Genomic DNA, 17,358 nt, shown 5'->3' on the forward strand with positions numbered 1-17,358 from the left:
GCCCCCATGCAATCGACTGCTTCGCACTCGAACGGGAGCATGCTCCCTCGCCACAGGTTTACTCACACCGATAGAGAATCACCGCAGCCCGCAGCTTGCCTCGCCCAAAACTGCACATTTTGTCGAATTCCCCATGGCTGACCGGCAAGTGCTGGCAGTCCATCGGCTGACGATGCTGGCTGTGATCCACATCCGGATCGTGCAGGTAGACGAACTCTTCATCGCAATCGGTGACGATCACCCAGTGTGGCGCCTTGGAACGGGTCAGGCGATAGCTGCTGATCAATACCAGCGGCTGTCCGCCATCGTGCAGTAACCGTGGCAGATCCAGTGGTCCGCCGATCATTCGTTCCACGTCGGTGGCTTGCAACTGCGCCGTGAACGCCTCGTGTACCAGGCGCATTACGTCTTTTTTATGAGCATCGCGCACGCCGTCGAGAAACAGCGGCCCGGCCATGCTCAGTTGCAGCCGCACCCGAAAGCCACGCCGCCACGCTGCCAGCGCCAGACCTTGAGGGCTGCAGCCACCGTGGCCAGACGTCATGAACACCGTGGTCGCCTCGCGCCAGATTTGCAGTTCTTCGCCTCGCTCCAGCGTTCGATCGTCTTGCAGCGCGCCCATGGCCATCAGCAGGCAGGCAGGGCCACAGGTGAACTCGGTGGTCTGCGGGTAGTAAGGCACCTTGATGTTGCGTGAATCGCGGTGCTGGAGGATACGTTTTTCCAGGCGCAGCGCGTCGGCATGGTCCTGGTAATAGTCGTGAATCAGCGCGAAACGCCGGTAGCCGTTACGCTCATACAGAGCAATCGCCGTTGGATTGTCGATGCGCACTTCCAGCCGCAGGTAGGCGCAGTCATGCTCAATGGCGCAGGCCTCGACACGTTCGAGCAACTGCTTGCCCAGTCCACTGCCGCGAGCATCAAGGGCTATCGCAATCGAGTACAGGCGCGCCAATGAAGTGCCCCGGTGGAACAGCACCACCGCATAGCCCACTAATTGCTCGCCACGTTGGGCCACCAGCAGTTGCCCGTGAGCTCGAATGATCATCCATTGAAAACTGCGGCTGTTGAGCCGGTCCGTGGTGAAACATTGCTGTTCGAGTGCCAGCAGTGCCGGTATGTCTTCAACTACCGCCAAGCGAAAAACAGGATTCATATGACCGCCGTAAAAGTTGCGTAACGAAACGGGACTTTAAAAAAAGTTCGTGCTTAATAGGAAAGGTCTTGTTCTTCAAATGGATCAATCACTATGTCAGCGGTACAAGGTCATTGGCGCGAAGTATCTGAGCAAAAGTTGCTAACAGCAATAACTTCTGAAAACTATTTGAATGGCTCGATCAGAACTTCCAGCCAGCTGATGATCATCGTCGAACGCAAGGAAGACTGGGCCTCCTATTTTCCCAGTGAAGACATCGTCACCGCCCAGGAATACCTCGAACAGACCCGCGACAACGAGCAGGGCAAGCGGGTTCAGGTAATCAACCTGTGCCGCAGCTACAAGTATCTCGGGCACGGTTATTACTGCTCGCTGCTGGCCGAAGCGCGGGGGCACAAGGTTATTCCGTCGGTGCGGACCATTAGCGAACTGACCCGAAAATCCCTGTATGGCCTGGCCCTGGATGATCTGGATAAAACCCTGGAAAAGGCCCTCAGTCATCACCTTTACAGCGATACCGAAGGATTTACCCTGACACTGTACTTCGGCCAAACCTCTATCGAGCCATTACAGGATCTGGCGCGGCAGTTATTCGAGGTTTTTCCTTGTCCGATAGTGCTGGTTGAGTTTCGCCGAACTAACGGTTGGCACATCGAAGGTGTAAAGTTTGGCGCCTTGCATAAGTTGCGTGAAGATCAGGAAGATCAATTCGCTAATGCGCTCGACAGTTTCAGTCGCAAGATCTGGCGCATGCCGCGCTCCAGGCGATTGGCCCGTTATGACCTGGCCATTTTGCACGATCCGCAAGAAGCACTGCCGCCCTCCAATCCCAAGGCTTTGGACAACTTCGTCAGGGTTGGCAAGACGCTAGGCATCGACGTCGAGCTGATTGAACGCAAGGACTACGCCCGAATCGCTGAATACGACGGGCTCCTGATCCGCGAGACAACGAGCGTCGACAACCACACCTACCGTTTCGCCAAAAAGGCCGAGAGCGAAGGTTTGGTGGTGATGGATGACCCGGCGTCGATCCTGCGCTGCACCAACAAGGTTTACCTGGCCGATTTGCTCAAGAGCCATCAGCTGGGCATGCCCGCCACTGAAATCCTCTACAAGGAACGCCCGGAAGATTTCGAGCGGGTAGGCGAGCGCCTGGGGTTTCCACTGGTGCTGAAGATCCCCGATGGTTGTTTCTCAAAGGGCGTTATCAAGGTCGAAAGCCAGCAAGCCTTGCTTGAAGCCACCGCCGAACTGTTCGAACACTCGGTGTTGCTGCTGGCCCAGGAGTTTTTCTACACCGAATACGACTGGCGCATTGGCGTGCTCAACCGCAAACCGATCTTTGCCTGCCAGTACTTCATGTCCAAGGGCCATTGGCAAATCTACAACCACAAAGCCAAAGGCCAGGACATCAACGGCGAATGCCGCACCCTGGCGGTTCATGACGCGCCGCGAGCGGTGGTTGAACTGGCGGTGAAAACCGCGAATCTCATCGGCGACGGCCTCTACGGCGTCGACCTCAAACAGTCCGGCGACAAAGTGGTGGTGATCGAAGTCAACGACAACCCGAACATGGACGCAGGCATCGAAGACGCCTGGCTGCAGGACGATTTGTACTCCTTGGTGCTGGAGGAGTTTGTCCGTCGGCTGGAGCTCAAACGCCGCGGCCAGGCCTGGTGAGCGGCCGATGATCAAAAGCTTTGAACTAAGCCATGGCACCTTGCAAGCGGTTGAACGGCTGGACGCCGACGTGATGCTGTTCAGCAACCCTGATGCAGCTGAACGGGATCTGTTGCACAGCCATTTCAAACTCGATGAACACGCTCTGGCCTCGGCCCTGGACCCCGACGAGGTGTCGCGCATCGAGTTCCACCCCGACAACCTGTTCCTGATCTGGAAACGCCCGGAAAACTACTCCGGCGGCGGCAGCCTGGCCTTCGAAGTGTCGTCCTGCGGCTTGCTGTTTTCCCCGGGGCGTCTGCTGGTGATCGCCACCGACGACTCTCCGCTCAGCGGCCTCGGCACGCGGCAGTCACTAAAGACGCCACTGGATGTGTTGCTCGACCTGTTGTTCAACAACATTCACCACTATCTGGGGCACCTCAAGGTGATCAAGATGGTTGCCCGGGAGCTGCAGCAAAAATTCAATGCCTCGATGCAGAACCAGCATCTGGTCCAGATGTTCAACCTCAGCGAAAGCCTCATCTATTACATCAACGCCATTCACAGCAACGGCGCGGTCCTGACCCGGCTGCGTAATCATGCGGCGAAGGAACACTTCAGCCCTGAAGCCATTGGTTTGATCGACGATCTGATTATCGAGAACAACCAGTGCTACAAGCAGGCGGAAATCTACTCCACGGTGTTCTCCGGGCTGATCGACGCCCGGGGCAACCTGATGAACAACAGCATGAACAACCTGCTGCGCAAACTGACGTTGATCAACGTGGTGTTTCTGCCGTTGAACCTGATTGCGAGCATTGGCGGCATGTCTGAGTTCAGCATGATGACCGCCGGTACGCCGTGGTGGATTTCCTATCCGTTGTTTCTGACGGCGATGATGCTGGGGGCGGGGGTGATGGTGATTGGCCTCAAGCGGCTGGCGAAGTGACTTCGGCGGCTGTCAAATCGCCTTCGCGAGCAGGCTCGCTCCCACATTTTGATCCGGGTTGCCCCAACTTCCGAGTCCAGCGCAACCCTCCCTGTGGGAGCGTGCCTGCTCGCGATAGCTACCTCAAAATCAGACCCATTCTGGATCATGCTTGTTGAGTGGCATCGATGGAGTTCTTGCGGCGTTGAAACCCCCGCACCACCAGATACAACAACGGCCCGACCGACACAAAAATCGCCGTCACCAACAGATAGGGAACCACCGACAATCCCGACTGCCCACGCTTGCGCGCATCCTTGTACATCCAGATACCGGCAAGGGTCGCCAACAGGTATAGATCAATCACCACCTGCGCTGTATCGGGCCGCGACATCAGGCTGATGCCGAAGTCGAGCAGCGACTGTTCTGCCTGCAGCATCACCGAAACGGTGTAGCCGGCGAAAGCGATCAGGGCGATGAGGGGCAGGGCGACAGACTTCATGGTTTCCTTCCTTGGACAATGAACAGAATCGCCAGCCTACAGCGGCCGTCGAAAATTGGCCATTGACTTGCCATCAGCCTCCGGCTAATTTCCAGTCATGACTTCCACCGTATTGCGCTGCCAGCCAAGCATTATTACCGCCATTCCTTATTTGGCGGGCTAGCTCACGACTGCAGCACCCAACCCGCCCTAGAGGCGGGTTTTTACTTTCTGTCTCTGGGGCTCCGATCAAAGTCAGGAGACGACCATGAGCAGCACCCCCGCCCAGCAGCGCTTGCTTGAGCACTACGTGAAAAAAATCCTCGCCGCGCCGGTTTACGAACTCGCCGTACGCACGCCATTGCAAGCCGCGCCGGCCTTGTCCGAGGCATTGGGCAATCAGGTCCTGCTCAAGCGCGAAGACTTGCAACCGACGTTTTCTTTCAAGATCCGCGGTGCCTACAACAAACTGGTGCACCTGAGTGACGAACAAAAGGCCCGTGGCGTGATCACGGCCTCGGCGGGCAATCATGCCCAGGGCGTAGCGTTGGCGGCCCGCGAGTTGGGGATCGGCGCAACCATTGTCATGCCCTGCACGACGCCGGAATTGAAGGTACTCGGGGTTCGCAGCCGGGGAGCCGATGCGCTGCTGCACGGTGAGAGTTTTCCGTTTGCCCTGGAATACGCGCTGAGCCTGGCACAGCAAACCGGCCGCACCTTTGTCTCGCCCTTCGACGACCCGGACGTGATCGCGGGGCAGGGCACCGTCGCCATGGAAATCCTTCGCCAGCACCAAGGGCCGCTGGACGCGATCTTCGTTCCGGTGGGCGGTGGAGGCTTGATCGCTGGCATTGCCGCATACGTCAAATACCTGCGCCCTGAAGTGCGCATCATCGGCGTCGAGTCGGAACATTCCGCTTGCTTGCAGGCCGCATTACAGGCCGGCGAACGGGTTGTGCTGCCAACCGTCGGCACCTTCGCCGATGGCGTGGCCGTCGCTCAGATCGGCGCCCATGGTTTCGAGGTCTGCCGGTTTTGCGTCGATGAAGTGCTGACCGTCAGCAACGATGAGCTCTGCGCCGCGATCAAGAACATTTACGACGATACCCGCTCGATCACCGAACCTTCCGGCGCCCTGGCCGTGGCCGGGATCAAACAGTACGTGGCACAAACCGGCGCACGGGGTCAGACCCTGGTGGCCATCGATTCCGGGGCGAATATCAATTTCGACAGTTTGCGGCATGTGGCCGAGCGCGCCGCGTTGAGCGGCGCCCCGGTGTGAGGGACGGGTCGGCTATTCCTGAACGGCGTTCTCGACATGACTCGACGCCGACCAGATCCGGTAGCGCACTTCGACGTCGTTGGGCACGTAGAGCACGATTGACAGCTTGCTGTTGTAACGCAGCCTGAAACCGTCACCGACCACCGGTACGAAATCCTTTTTGCGCTTGCCATCGGGGCAGGCCATTAGCGTGCTCATCGGGCCGGTGACGTTCTCCAGCCGGTAAAACGGGTAACCCCAGCCCTCAAGGTTCTTTTCTTCAAGCACGCCGGCCAAGCGCTGACGGTTGCAGTCCACGGTCAGGGTCTTGCCGGCAAGAATTTCGACCTGATAACTGTCTTCCTGTTGTTGCGGGACGAGATGAATGACCTGGCGGGTAAAACCGCTCTCAGGCTTGGGATACGGCGCGACGTCTTCGAGGGTGGCGGCGTGGGCTACGGAGGATAGAACGGCAACTATCAGCCCGACGGTCGTGTTAAAGGGCAAAGTACCCATGATGCCTCCTTGCGTGTGTGTGGGGTCAGCGGATACTGAAGGGATGGGCCGCATTCTCACTGCCGTCCTCAGCCAATGCAAACCCGCCACCGGCGTGTTTGAAAAATGCAGGTCTTGAAACAGTCCTTTCTTGCATTTTGCCCGAGTCGTTTTATTGCCATCCCCGCCAAACCCTTGATTTGCCGACGAGGCGCAGAGCGAAATCCTGGGCATGTTTTATGCTGTAGCTGTCTTGAACTGACTGTGATTCCTGCCCAGTCAGTGCTAACACAAGAAAACGGTCGGACGTTGGAACAATGAAGCCCGCACAGAAGAAAAAGAACGGGCGATTTGAGCTCCGACCGACATTGATTTTCGATTGGCAATCTCACCATAACGAGAGGGTGTCCATGTTTCTTTCTGCCTTGGAACTACGCAATATCATAGAGAGCAGTTTTCTCCCGAAACGCTGTCAATGCACGCTGTCGCCGAACCTGTCGATGACCATCAAGGTGTATTCGGACGTCGAGACTGACCACCTCGATCTGATCGTTACCGGCATAGACGCCCAGCGGCTCAATGGATGTAGGGAAATCAACGACCTGATAGCCGAGTTGCGCACCGGCCTCGCGCACAACAGGCATGGTCAACTGTTCATCGCGAAGTCAAAACTCCATTAACCGGCCGCTTCAGCCATTTTGACCGACACGCGCTGGGTCTGGATAAACCCCAGACCCAGTGCAAACTCAACCAGGATCGCCAGCAAAATACCCGGCCCGGCATGGCCATAGAGCCATTCGCCGAAGCCCAGTGCCGCCAAACCGAAACAGCCCACGATAAACCCGCTGCCCAGGGCGCTTCTCGCCGCTGAGGGCGGAGCCTGGCGCACGAGATAAAACATCACCCCCAACGCCGCGAATAGCACCGCACTGCGCCGGGCCACAAACCCCGCCCCGGACGAATACTCGATACTCCAGATCGCCAGCAATGCTTGCGGCATCAAACCCCAGACCAGCGCCAGCAGAAAACAAAGGGCGGCGGTGAACGTCGACAGCGTGCGAAACGAGAGCTGCATGGCGAATCCTTGCGGCAGTGAGGGAAGCGCCAGAGCATAGCGTCAGAACCCTCGCTGGCCTACTGTCAGTTCTGATAGCTGCACGCGTCAGACATTTTTCGATAGGTAATTTCAGCAGGCTTGCCCGAGGCGCTATCGATGTACTTCATGTCCGCCGTGACCACTTGGCACTCCAGCGTCGACGGCTCGGTCAGGGAAATGACCTTGCCCACATGCAGCGCCATGCCGTAGTGATAGGGCACGGCCTGGGAGGACGACGTATCGTTGGCCTGCGCAATGCCTGCGAATGCGGCGCAGGCGAGGGCGGTGGTGATCAGTAGTGTTCGCATATTCATGATGGGTCTCCAGTGCAGAGGGGAAGTCAGTTCGACGCAAGAGGTCGAACCTGCCGCACTGGGCGTCAGAGGAGGCTGAGGGCGTGCGGTCCAGTAAAGTTTTGGACCGTGGGGTTAAGCGATGGTTAACCGGGCTGAAGGCCGCCTGTCGTGAGGAGGTTTCTGTCAGAGGTTTCATGTAGGTAAAAAAACTGAGGGAGCTTCGGCCCGTTCCTACAGGCGAGGGCGCCTTGTCTTCTTTCGCCGGCCGGCTACCAGCGTTTACTGTTTGGCATCGCTGCAAAATCAGCGAACAGGTTTGGTCACCTGACTAACACTGCACATAAATGTGCCATCATTCGCCCTGCGGACTTCTATGTCTCGTAGTGCGTTGCAATGGTGGCTGTGTGCAGGACGCTTTCGGGCGAGCCGTTTGGGTGTTAGCGGTTGACCAAGCCTGTACACAGCCGCCTCCATCGTTTGGTCACGGTGCTGGCGATTACTAATTAATACTCGAGTAATTACTATGCCAACGATAAATCCATTCCCCGAACGCTACCGTTCAATCAAAAGCAGCGTCACCGACTCCAATCCCTTGGTGATCGACACCGAAGCCAATCCCCAAGATATTCTCGAATCCGCGTCGCAGCGCATTCGAGCCTCCAGCCAGTTACTTGAAACACTCCACTGCCTATGCTTCAAGCATGGTGACGTTCAAGACATCCCGCACATTACCCATGCGCTTTATCTGTTGACTCAGGATGGTTACGACCTGCTGCAGGTTGCGCAGCAGCGGATGATGGCCTGGAAAGCGCCGGCCTGACGCCGCACCTTCAAAAACAAGCCTGCCTCCTGTGGGGTAGGCTTTGAAGCTAGATGTCCGAGGGTGATGATTAAGCTGAAATAAAATGGTGCCTCATTGTTTGGCATTGTTCAGATCAATCAGCGTTTCACCCGCTTCAGCAGAGGTCGCGGGGAGCTCGGATAGTTCAAGATAGGCCCCGTGTTTTCCATAGCTCAAATATTTGCTTGAGCTTTCATGGCCTGTGTTCTCAAAAACGACTTGAGCACCCTTTGCAGATATTTTTACCCAGCGAGGACGATTCCTTTCAGCGAAATCGATTCGTTCTATTTTTCCGTCACCTGAGTCGAAATAGAACAAGGCTCCTTGTAGAAAGTTTGAAGTAAACTCGCCAGAAATCACGAGTGCATTTAGATCGTGCCCGCCGGAAGCGCACTGCCACTGCACTTCGCTCCCCCGAGATTCGTTCGAGTCGTCGTACATGAATCTGGTCTTTTTGTCGTAACGGATTTTATAGACATAAGAGTCTTCAATGGGTGAGCTGCGTAACAGTGAAATAGTATGTTCGGGCCCGGCCAGTTCGCAGTTGATTGCTGTATTTAACTGCGGTTGAACTGCAAATGCCTGAATGCTGGATGCTGCAAGTCCGATGCTGATCAGAAGGTTTTTCATTTAACGTATTCAGTTGCCGTCGGAATTTTTTTTACGGGTGAGAAGGTTGCCAGATTTATCGTTGTTTGCAGGGATGGGAATAGTTGGGGTGAGAACTTGAATCCCAGTACCAGCACCAGGCCCACCCCCGGAATTCACCTTCACCTCCGCCCCGCTAATCGTCACCCCACCCGCATCAATCTTCACAAAGCTCCCGCCAGCCTTGGCCGTCAGCTCCATGCCACCCTCAACCACCACCTTCTCCCCAGCGTGGTAATGAATCTCCGTCCCGGCCTCCACAAACTGCGCCGTCCCGACTTTCACGTGCCGGGTCACGCCGACAGTCAGGTGATCATCCGCCCGCGCTTCGGTCTTGCGGTCCAGATGGGTGAGGCGATGCTCTTCCACCTTGAACTCGCTGAACACGTTGGCTTCGACCGTGTCATGCCGTTCATTGCCGATGCGAATCTTCTGGTCGTGCTCGATGTTTTCATCCCAGTCGCGCTGGGCGTGCAGGTAGATCTGTTCCGCGCCTTTTTTGTCTTCGATGCGAAACTCGTTGTAGCCCTTGCCGCCCGGTGAGCTGAGGGTCTTGAAGGTGCTGCGGGTTTTGTTCGCCGGCAGGTCGTAGGGGACGACGTTTTCCTTGTGGTACAGGCAGCCGGTGATCAGCGGTTGGTCGGGGTCACCTTCGAGGAAGGTCACGAGCACTTCCATGCCGACTCGCGGGATGGCGATGCCGCCATAGGCGTTGCCGGCCCAGCCGGTGGCGACGCGCAGCCAGCAGCTGCTGGTGTCGTTGCCCTGGCCGTCGCGGGCCCAATGGAATTGCACTTTGACGCGACCGTATTCATCACAATGAATTTCTTCGCCCGGCGGGCCAGTGACGATCGCGGTCTGGCTGCCCAAGGCCTTGGGTTTCGGGTGTTCCAGGGCCGGGCGGAAGTGCGCGTCCCACGGCGTGGCGAGGAAGCGGTTGCGGTAGCCCTGGTGGAAGTCGTCCTTGTTATGGGTGACGTCGCTGGTGATGTTCTCGCCGAGCACTTGCGGCTGTTTGCCTTCGTGGACGATTTCCAGCAACAGCCAGAGGTCGTTCCACTCGGTGCGCGGGTGTTCGCTGAGGGCCATGAAGTGGCCGCTGACCAGGGTCGGTTCGTCGCCTTTGCCTTCGGCGAGTTGGTAGTCGCTGCGATGGCGTTCCAGGGCGCGGGTCGCCAATTGCTTGCCGCGCGCACGGTCGGTGAAGCGGCCGGGGTAGTCGTAGTCTTCGAGGTCCGGGGCGAACGCGCTTTTGGCCGCGCCCTCAGGCAGCAGGTGCGGTTTTTCGAAGTCGTAGTCGCGGCGGCTGACGCGGGTGGTACGGGTTTCCAGGCGCAGGTTGAAGCGCTTGATCACCGGTTTTTTGGCGGCCATACCGGAGTCTTGCTGATAGCTCACCGGCGCGAGTTTGCGGAACACTGTCTGGTCATCGCCGAACACCAGTTTGTGGCCGCTGGCCGAGTGCTGGAAGTGGAAGTGAATGCCTTCCTCTTCGCACAGGCGCTGGATGAAGTGCAGGTCGGACTCGTCGTACTGCACGCAGTACACGCGCTCGGGGTAGATCGCGCCGAGCTGGAAGCTGTAGGCGTCGGCCAGAATGCCTCGCGCCTCAAGCACCTGGGCGATGATCTTCGGCACAGTTAAATGCTGGAAAATCTGCTGGTCGTGGTTGTGCCGCAGGTAGGCCAGTTGCGGCACCAGGCTGATGCTGTAGCGGGTCAGGCTCTTGCCGGAATCGCCTTGCTCGATGCGGTACACCAGGCCATGGATCTTGCCTTGGCCGGTGGCGCCGAAGGTCAGGCAACCGGGCTTGTGCAGCAGCTCTTCGAGTTTCAGGTCGGGGCGGGCGCTGACCAGTTCGATGTCGAAACAGAACGGCTGGTTGAGGGCTTCGCGACCGACGAAGCTGAGGACCTGCAGGTCGACGGAAACGCCTTCGAGTGTGAGGGAAATATGGATTGCGTTTGCGTCCAGCATGCCTTGAGTTCCGTCCTTTGAAAAAGCAGGGGCGGATGGTGCAATATTAAACTGCCATGTTCAAGGCGAAAATGGAGGGCACGCTGTATAGGGGAAACCCTTGTCTAGAGGGTTTCGAGCAATGGATATGGGCTTGTGCCGTTGATTGCGGAGTTACAATTTTTCGGTGTGCAACCGGTAGGCCGCCTTCGCGGGCAAGCCTCGCTCCTACAGGATTTGTGTCGAGCCATTGATCATGCCAACGCCGGGGTTGTGTCGATCCGTTGATCATGCCAACACCGGACCTGTAGGAGCGAGGCTTGCCCGCGAAGGGGCCATCAGCTTCAGCGCACTTCCAACTGCTGCCGATACGGCAAATCCGGCCCGGTCTTGCTGCACGTCAGCGCCGCTGCGCTCACCGCAAACCTGAGCATCGCGTCGATCTGTTCACGGCTCAGCTGCTGCAAACCTTCAACCGAATCCAACTGCTGCTCGGTCAGCCAGGTAATCAGCGCCGCCTGGAAGGTATCGCCGGCTCCCACGGTGTCGGCAATCTTCACCGAACTGGCCGGCACCGACCACGAACCGTGGGCACGGCTGAACACTGTTGCGCCTTCGCCGCCACGGGTCAGGAACACCAACTGACAGCGATATTCCAGCCAGCCTTCGATGACGCGCTGAGGATCTTGCTCGGGGTACAGCAGACTCAAGTCTTCGTCGCTGACCTTGATCAGGTCGGCGAGCTCCACCAGCGTGGCAATCCGCGAACGCCACAATTCGATGTTCGGCTCAGGATTCAGGCGCACGTTCGGGTCGAGGCTGATCAGGCGCTTGCCGCTTTCCCGTTGCACCAATGCCAGCAAGGTATCGGCAATCGGTTGCACCACCAGCGAAAACGAGCCGACGTGCAAACCGCGCACTTCAGGCCCTAGCTCTGGCAGATGCGCCAGGCTCAACTGCCGATCAGCGCAGCCTTCGCCACGAAAGCTGTAATGGGGCGAGCCATTGGCACCGACCGCGACCATTGCCAAGGTGGTCGGCGCGGCAAAGTCCACGAGGTAATCCGGGCACACGCCTTCATCCTGCAGCACTTGCTGCAAACGTCGGCCGAGGTAATCGGTCGATAGCCCGCCAAACAGCGCGGCGTCTACGCCCAAGCGGCGCAAACCTACGGCCACATTGAACGGCGAGCCGCCGGCAATTGCCTTGAAATTCACTTTGGATGCCAAGCCGCTGGCATCGTCTTCGCTGAAGAAATCGAACAGCGCTTCGCCACATACCAGATACATAGTTTCTCGCTCTTTAAAGGGTTGCGACATGCTGTCGATAGCGTTCATAGGCCTGCTGACAGGCCGCCACATTTTCTGCAATAGGTAAGGTTTCACTGGCCAGATCGAGCTTTACGCAACGCTCGCACAAGTCCGTCAGGCTGTCTTCGTGACCGTTTGCCCAGGACTTGCACCACGCCGCCTGAATCGCTGCGCCGAGGGCCGCGGCTTCACTTTGCTCGGTACAAATCACTGGCGTATTCATGATGTCAGCGACGATCTGTCGCCACACCGGGCTCTTCGAACCACCCCCAGTCAGGCAGATGCGCAGGCTTTGTAAGCCATTGTGGCGCAGCAGGTCCAGCCCGTAACGCAAACCGAAGGTGGTGCCTTCCACCACGGCGCGGCACAGATTGGCCCGGGTCAGGTTGGTCATGGTCAACCCCAGCAGGCTGCCGCTGGCATGGGGCAGGGCGGGAACGCGCTCGCCATTGAGGAACGGCAGCATGCACACGCCGTCGGCACCGATCGGCGCTTGCTCGACCAAGCCGTTGAACGCCTCGATATCCAGTTCGAACAGCTCGCGAATCGTGCTGGTCGCGTTGGTCAGGTTCATCGTGCAGATCAGTGGCAGCCAGCCGCCGCTGGAGGAACAGAACGTCGCGACCGAGGCGTCCGGGCTGACGTTCGCTTGCTCGGCATAGGCGTAGACCGTTCCCGAGGAGCCGAGGCTCATGGTGATCGCGCCGGGCTTTATATTGCCGGTGCCGATGGCGCCCATCATGTTGTCGCCGCCGCCGCTGGAGACCAGTGCGTGCGGGTTGATGCCAAGGTGTTCGGCGATACTCGGCAGGATTGTGCCGACCGGTTGGTGGGCATCGATCAGTTCCGGGAGCGCGGCTTGCAGGCGCCCGGTGGGGTCGATGTCGCGCAGCAGTTGCAAGTCCCACTGGCGGGTGCGCACGTTGAAATACCCGGTGCCCGAGGCATCGCCGTACTCGCTGCAACTGCGGCCGGTGAGCCAGTAGTTGAGGTAGTCATGGGGCAGCAAAATGCGGGCGATCCGGGCGAACACCTCCGGGTGCTGTTCTTTGGTCCAGAGCAATTTGGACACGGTGTAGCCCGGCGCGATGACAACGCCGAGGCGCTCCAGGGAGCCTTTTTCGCCGCCCAGATGGGCGAGCAAGCGGTCGTTCTCCGGCGTGGACTCGGTGTCGCACCAGAGCTTGGCCGGGCGCAGCACCTGGCCGCGATCGTCGAGCAGCACCAAGCCATGTTGCTGGCCGGAAACACCGATGCCGAGGATGGCCTGACCGTCTACATTTGCTGCGAGCAACGCGCGACGAGTGGCCAGGGTAAAGGCTTCCAGCCATTGGGCAGTGTCTTGCTCGCGACGACCATTGGCGCCGCTGATGAGGCTGTGGGCAGCGGCGCCCTGACCGAGGACCTGGCCGCTGTGCGCATCGAGGATGACGGCTTTGGTGCCCTGGGTGCCGCAGTCGATACCGAGGAATAATTGTTGGTTTGCCATGGAAGATCCTTGGATCGTCAGGTCGATATCAATGCCCATTCAACATTTATGGTGTCTGTCAGTCAGCCATCGCGGGCAAGCCCGCTCCCACAATGGTCTGGGGTGGAACACAGATTTGTGAACGACCTCGATCCCTGTGGGAGCGGGCTTGCCCGCGATGGCGACAGCAGCTTCACCGCAGGGCTTACGCCAAAACCCGCTCCAGCGTCCGCGTCACCCCAACATCCCGCAAGCTGTTACAGCACCACTCGAACGCAGCGACAAACTCTGGAGAGCGCGGAATCGCCTTCCCGAAAATCTCCTCCACTTCCAACAACCGCTGAGTGATCAACACATCATCGGCCACCAGCGCCTGGCAGAACGCCGCCCGCGGATCCGCAATTGCATAGGTCTGGCCATTCTCATCCACGCCTTTGAGGTACAGCGCCCACGCCGCGACCACCAGCGCCGCACGCTTGGTCTCCTGTCCATCGGCAATCAAGCGATTGATCGTCGGCACAGTGAACTTCGGAAACTTCGACGAGCCATCCGAACACACCCGCTCCAGTTGATCGGCAATCGCCTGATTGGAGAAGCGCGCCACCAGGGTGTTTTTGTACTCGGTCAGGTCGATCCCCGGCACCGGCGCCAGTTGCGGGGTCACGTCCAGGTCCATGTAGGCGCGCATGTAGCGCACGAACAGCGGGTCGTTCATGGTTTCGTGAACGAAGCGGTAACCTTTCAAAAAGCCCAGATAGGTCAGGGCCAGATGGCTGCCGTTGAGCAGTTTGATTTTCATCTCTTCGTAAGGCGTGACGTCATCGGTGAACTGCACGCCGACCTTTTCCCAGGCCGGGCGGCCGTTGACGAATTTGTCTTCCAGCACCCATTGCACAAACGGTTCGCAGACCACCGGCCAAGCGTCATCCACTGCATGTTTGTCGGCCAGTTGCAGACGATGCTCGGTGCTGGTCATCGGCGTGATGCGGTCGACCATCGCGTTAGGGAAACTGACATGGCGCTCGATCCAGTCGCGCAGATCGGCGTCGCGCAGGGCCGCGAACGCGAGCAGGGCTTTACGGGTCACCGCGCCGTTGTGCGGCAGGTTATCGCAAGACATCAGCGTGAACGCGGGCGTGCCGGCTGCACGACGTTTGGCCAGTGCGGCGCAGAGGAAACCGAATACAGTCTTTGGCGCGTTCGGGTGAGCCAGGTCGTGCTGGATCTGTGGCAGGTGCGCCATGAACTCACCGTTGCTGTCATCGATGCAATAGCCGCCTTCGGTGATGGTCAGCGAGACGATGCGGATGTCTGGATCGGCGAGTTTGTCGATCAACACTTCGGCGCTGTCCTCGGCCAGTAGCATGTCACGGATGGCACCGATGACCCGGACCTCGGCGTCGTCGGCGTCACCGAGTTCGAACAGGGTAAACAGATAATCCTGCTCTTTGAGATCGTCCCGTGCGCGGCGGTCTTCGGCGCGCAGGCCGACCCCGCAGATGGCCCAGTCCAGCGCTTCGCCGGTATTCATCAAGGCGTCGGTGTAGTACGCCTGATGCGCGCGGTGGAAACCGCCGACGCCAATGTGCGCGATGCCTTGGCGGGTGTCGCTCAGGGTGTAGGCGGGCAGGGCCACCTCGGGGGCGAGGCGGTTGAGGTTCTGTCTATTGAGTTTCATCGCATGCCCTCGGATCAGGCTGCGGCGCGCAGTGGGCGGGTCAGCGCCACGCCGTCGGCATCGAATAAATGGCAGTGTTCGGCGTCCAGGTGCAGGCTCAGGGTTTCGCCATAACGGCTGGCCAGATCGCCGCGAACGCGCATGGTCAGCGCTTCGCCGGAAGACGTCAGGACGTGGCAGAAGGTATCGCTGCCCAAGCGTTCGCTGACGTCGGCAGTGACTTGCAAGGTGCAGTCGCCGGGTTGCGCCAGTTCAAGATGTTCCGGACGAATCCCTAAAGTCACCGCACCGCCGACACTCAGATTCGCCCCGCTCAGCGGCAGGGTGATACGAGTGCCGGCGTCCAGCAGCACTTCGCAGCTTTGGCCGTTAATGCGGGTGACTTTGCCCTTGAGGAAGCCCATTTTCGGCGTGCCGAGGAAGCCTGCGACAAACAGGTTAGCCGGCTGGTGATACAGGTCCAGTGGCGAGCCGACTTGCTCGATCTTGCCGCCATTGAGGACGACGACTTTGTCGGCCATGGTCATTGCTTCGACCTGGTCGTGGGTCACGTAGATCATCGTGGCTTGCAGTTCTTTGTGCAGTCGCAACAGTTCCAGGCGCATCTGCACCCGCAGGGCGGCGTCGAGGTTGGACAGCGGTTCGTCGAACAGGAAGATTTTCGGGTTGCGCACGATCGCCCGGCCGATGGCCACGCGTTGACGCTGACCACCGGACAGTTGCTTGGGCTTGCGCTCCAGCATCGGCCCGAGTTCAAGGATGCGCGCCGCTTCGCCGACTTTTTTCTCGACTTCGGCTTTCGCTACACCGGCCAGGTCCAGCGCGAACGACATGTTTTTGCGCACGCTCATGTGTGGGTACAGGGCGTAAGTCTGGAACACCATCGCCAGGTCGCGCTTGGCCGGGCTGACTTCGGTGATGTCGCGGCCATCCAGTTCGATGGTGCCGCCGCTGACTTCTTCAAGGCCGGCGATCAGCCGCAGCAGGGTGGATTTGCCACAGCCCGACGGGCCGACGAACACCACGAATTCCTTGTCATTCACTTCCAGGTCGATGCCTTTGATGATGGAAAAACCTTCGAAGCCTTTTTGCAGATTTTTGATTTTCAGGTTGGCCATGATGATGGGCCTCCACTTGTTGTTATTCATTTAAGCCGGACGGCTTTTTGTAGGAGCCAGGCTTGCCGGCGAAGGCATCCGTCAAACCGCCTTCGCCGGCAAGCCGTGCTCCTACAGGGATCGGATTCATTTCACGGCGCCGAACGACAGGCCGCGGACCAATTGTTTCTGGCTGATCCAGCCGAAGATCAGGATCGGCGCACAGGCCAGGGTCGACACCGCCGACAACTTGGCCCAGAACAGACCTTCGGGGCTCGAGTACGAGGCGATCAATGCGGTCAGTGGCGCGGCCTGGGACGAGGTCAGGTTCAGCGACCAGAACGCCTCGTTCCAGCACAGGATCAGCGACAGCAAAACCGTCGAAGCCAGGCCGCCCTTGGCGATCGGCAGCAGCACCCGGACCATTTCCTGCCACAGCGTCGCGCCGTCCAGGCGTGCGGCTTCGAGGATGTCCTTGGGGATGTCTTTGAAGTAGGTGTAAATCATCCAGACCACGATCGGCAGGTTGATCAGCGTGTAGATCACGATCAGCGCGATTCGCGTATCCAGCAGGCCGAAACTCTTGGCCAGCAGGTAGATCGGCATCAGCACGCCCACTGGCGGCAGCATCTTGGTCGAGAGCATCCACAGCAGCGTGCGTTTGGTGCGCTGGGTTTCATAGAACGCCATCGAGTAGGCCGCCGGCACCGCAATCAGCAAGCACAGGGCCGTGGCGCTGAAGGAAATCACCACCGAGTTCCAGGCGAAGCTGAAGTAATCGCTGCGCTCGTTGATGTGCAGGTAGTTCTCCAGCGTCGGCGTGAAGATGAACTGCGGCGGCGTGGCGAACGCGTCGATTTCGGATTTGAAACTGGTCAGCACCATCCAGAAGATCGGGAAGAAGATCAGGATCGCGATGGCCCAGGCCAGAGTGCCGAGCAGCAGGCTTTGCAGGCGGCGAGATTGTTGAAGAGTCATGGCGCAG

The 17,358-nt window shown here is 58.8% G+C and carries 16 protein-coding genes and 1 pseudogene; 5 read left to right on the forward strand and 12 right to left on the reverse strand.

Annotated elements, in window-relative coordinates; translation table 11 throughout:
• Positions 1-58 precede the first annotated feature (58 nt).
• Complete coding sequence (gene rimI, locus AB7M22_RS10735; RefSeq protein WP_454186246.1) at positions 59-1,156, reverse strand: ribosomal protein S18-alanine N-acetyltransferase; 1,098 nt, start codon at positions 1,154-1,156, stop codon at positions 59-61.
• Between the two features lie 201 nt (positions 1,157-1,357).
• Between rimI and AB7M22_RS10740 the strand changes: the two genes are divergently transcribed.
• Together AB7M22_RS10740 and AB7M22_RS10745 are read left to right on the forward strand one after the other, a co-directional pair.
• A complete protein-coding gene (locus AB7M22_RS10740) occupies positions 1,358-2,836 on the forward strand; it encodes a RimK family protein (RefSeq protein ID WP_454186247.1) in 1,479 nt (492 codons plus the stop codon).
• A 7-nt stretch (positions 2,837-2,843) separates the two neighbouring features.
• On the forward strand, positions 2,844-3,767 hold the full coding sequence (locus AB7M22_RS10745) for a magnesium transporter CorA family protein (RefSeq protein ID WP_454186248.1): 924 nt from the start codon (positions 2,844-2,846) through the stop codon (positions 3,765-3,767).
• Positions 3,768-3,912: 145 nt separating this feature from the next.
• Here AB7M22_RS10745 and AB7M22_RS10750 read toward each other — a convergent pair whose 3' ends face one another.
• Entirely contained in the window at positions 3,913-4,248 is a 336-nt protein-coding gene (locus AB7M22_RS10750; RefSeq protein WP_454186249.1) for a DUF2834 domain-containing protein, read from the reverse strand.
• A gap of 247 nt (positions 4,249-4,495) precedes the next feature.
• Between AB7M22_RS10750 and ilvA the strand changes: the two are divergent.
• Positions 4,496-5,491: pseudogene (gene ilvA / locus AB7M22_RS10755) on the forward strand (threonine ammonia-lyase, biosynthetic); the annotation flags it as partial.
• 30 nt (positions 5,492-5,521) lie between these two features.
• On the opposite strand, the gene eco reads toward ilvA, so the two are convergent.
• The gene (eco, locus tag AB7M22_RS10760) at positions 5,522-6,004 is read right to left on the reverse strand and encodes a serine protease inhibitor ecotin (RefSeq protein ID WP_454186250.1); all 483 of its coding nucleotides are present in this window, start codon (positions 6,002-6,004) and stop codon (positions 5,522-5,524) included.
• A gap of 389 nt (positions 6,005-6,393) precedes the next feature.
• Here eco and AB7M22_RS10765 point away from each other — a divergent pair, with 389 nt between their 5' ends.
• Positions 6,394-6,663 (forward strand): DUF1652 domain-containing protein, encoded by a 270-nt coding sequence (locus AB7M22_RS10765; RefSeq protein ID WP_454186251.1) that lies wholly within the window; start codon positions 6,394-6,396, stop codon positions 6,661-6,663.
• On the opposite strand, the gene AB7M22_RS10770 is transcribed toward AB7M22_RS10765, so the two are convergent.
• Both AB7M22_RS10770 and AB7M22_RS10775 read right to left on the reverse strand, forming a co-directional pair.
• On the reverse strand, positions 6,660-7,058 hold the full coding sequence (locus AB7M22_RS10770; RefSeq protein ID WP_454186252.1) for a hypothetical protein: 399 nt from the start codon (positions 7,056-7,058) through the stop codon (positions 6,660-6,662). The two genes, AB7M22_RS10765 and AB7M22_RS10770, sit on opposite strands and share 4 nt — an antisense overlap.
• 65 nt (positions 7,059-7,123) lie before the next feature.
• Positions 7,124-7,393, reverse strand: a complete 270-nt coding sequence (locus tag AB7M22_RS10775) for a DUF2790 domain-containing protein (RefSeq protein ID WP_454186253.1) — start codon at positions 7,391-7,393, stop codon at positions 7,124-7,126.
• A gap of 505 nt (positions 7,394-7,898) precedes the next feature.
• Between AB7M22_RS10775 and AB7M22_RS10780 the strand changes: the two genes are divergently transcribed.
• Positions 7,899-8,195, forward strand: a complete 297-nt coding sequence (locus tag AB7M22_RS10780; protein ID WP_454186254.1) for a hypothetical protein — start codon at positions 7,899-7,901, stop codon at positions 8,193-8,195.
• Between the two features lie 93 nt (positions 8,196-8,288).
• Here the strand turns inward: AB7M22_RS10780 and AB7M22_RS10785 are convergent, their stop codons facing one another.
• The 7 genes from AB7M22_RS10785 to AB7M22_RS10815 all read right to left on the reverse strand — a co-directional run bounded on the left by AB7M22_RS10785 (position 8,289) and on the right by AB7M22_RS10815 (position 17,351).
• Entirely contained in the window at positions 8,289-8,846 is a 558-nt protein-coding gene (locus tag AB7M22_RS10785) for a hypothetical protein (RefSeq protein ID WP_454186255.1), read from the reverse strand.
• Between the two features lie 9 nt (positions 8,847-8,855).
• Complete coding sequence (locus tag AB7M22_RS10790; RefSeq protein WP_454186256.1) at positions 8,856-10,841, reverse strand: type VI secretion system Vgr family protein; 1,986 nt, start codon at positions 10,839-10,841, stop codon at positions 8,856-8,858.
• A gap of 323 nt (positions 10,842-11,164) precedes the next feature.
• Positions 11,165-12,109, reverse strand: coding sequence for a carbohydrate kinase family protein (locus tag AB7M22_RS10795; RefSeq protein ID WP_454186257.1), 945 nt, complete (start codon positions 12,107-12,109; stop codon positions 11,165-11,167).
• 13 nt (positions 12,110-12,122) lie between these two features.
• The gene (xylB, locus tag AB7M22_RS10800; protein WP_454186258.1) at positions 12,123-13,619 is read right to left on the reverse strand and encodes a xylulokinase; all 1,497 of its coding nucleotides are present in this window, start codon (positions 13,617-13,619) and stop codon (positions 12,123-12,125) included.
• A gap of 184 nt (positions 13,620-13,803) precedes the next feature.
• Complete coding sequence (locus tag AB7M22_RS10805) at positions 13,804-15,276, reverse strand: mannitol dehydrogenase family protein (RefSeq protein WP_454186259.1); 1,473 nt, start codon at positions 15,274-15,276, stop codon at positions 13,804-13,806.
• 14 nt (positions 15,277-15,290) lie between these two features.
• Complete coding sequence (locus tag AB7M22_RS10810; RefSeq protein ID WP_454186260.1) at positions 15,291-16,394, reverse strand: ABC transporter ATP-binding protein; 1,104 nt, start codon at positions 16,392-16,394, stop codon at positions 15,291-15,293.
• A 126-nt stretch (positions 16,395-16,520) separates the two neighbouring features.
• The gene (locus tag AB7M22_RS10815; protein ID WP_454186261.1) at positions 16,521-17,351 is read right to left on the reverse strand and encodes a carbohydrate ABC transporter permease; all 831 of its coding nucleotides are present in this window, start codon (positions 17,349-17,351) and stop codon (positions 16,521-16,523) included.
• Positions 17,352-17,358 lie beyond the last annotated feature (7 nt).

The sequence above is a fragment of the Pseudomonas sp. ADAK2 TE3594 genome (genome assembly GCF_053628675.1).

Coding starts and splice junctions, on each gene's coding strand:
- AB7M22_RS10780 (WP_454186254.1), top strand. CDS start 7,899: ATGCCAACGATAAATCCATTCCCCGAACGCTACCGTTCAATCAAAAGC.
- AB7M22_RS10740 (WP_454186247.1), top strand. CDS start 1,358: ATGATCATCGTCGAACGCAAGGAAGACTGGGCCTCCTATTTTCCCAGT.
- AB7M22_RS10770 (WP_454186252.1), bottom strand. CDS start 7,058: ATGCAGCTCTCGTTTCGCACGCTGTCGACGTTCACCGCCGCCCTTTGT.
- AB7M22_RS10805 (WP_454186259.1), bottom strand. CDS start 15,276: ATGAAACTCAATAGACAGAACCTCAACCGCCTCGCCCCCGAGGTGGCC.
- AB7M22_RS10775 (WP_454186253.1), bottom strand. CDS start 7,393: ATGAATATGCGAACACTACTGATCACCACCGCCCTCGCCTGCGCCGCA.
- AB7M22_RS10750 (WP_454186249.1), bottom strand. CDS start 4,248: ATGAAGTCTGTCGCCCTGCCCCTCATCGCCCTGATCGCTTTCGCCGGC.
- xylB (WP_454186258.1), bottom strand. CDS start 13,619: ATGGCAAACCAACAATTATTCCTCGGTATCGACTGCGGCACCCAGGGC.
- AB7M22_RS10810 (WP_454186260.1), bottom strand. CDS start 16,394: ATGGCCAACCTGAAAATCAAAAATCTGCAAAAAGGCTTCGAAGGTTTT.
- AB7M22_RS10785 (WP_454186255.1), bottom strand. CDS start 8,846: ATGAAAAACCTTCTGATCAGCATCGGACTTGCAGCATCCAGCATTCAG.
- rimI (WP_454186246.1), bottom strand. CDS start 1,156: ATGAATCCTGTTTTTCGCTTGGCGGTAGTTGAAGACATACCGGCACTG.
- AB7M22_RS10795 (WP_454186257.1), bottom strand. CDS start 12,109: ATGTATCTGGTATGTGGCGAAGCGCTGTTCGATTTCTTCAGCGAAGAC.
- AB7M22_RS10765 (WP_454186251.1), top strand. CDS start 6,394: ATGTTTCTTTCTGCCTTGGAACTACGCAATATCATAGAGAGCAGTTTT.
- eco (WP_454186250.1), bottom strand. CDS start 6,004: ATGGGTACTTTGCCCTTTAACACGACCGTCGGGCTGATAGTTGCCGTT.
- AB7M22_RS10790 (WP_454186256.1), bottom strand. CDS start 10,841: ATGCTGGACGCAAACGCAATCCATATTTCCCTCACACTCGAAGGCGTT.
- AB7M22_RS10815 (WP_454186261.1), bottom strand. CDS start 17,351: ATGACTCTTCAACAATCTCGCCGCCTGCAAAGCCTGCTGCTCGGCACT.
- AB7M22_RS10745 (WP_454186248.1), top strand. CDS start 2,844: ATGATCAAAAGCTTTGAACTAAGCCATGGCACCTTGCAAGCGGTTGAA.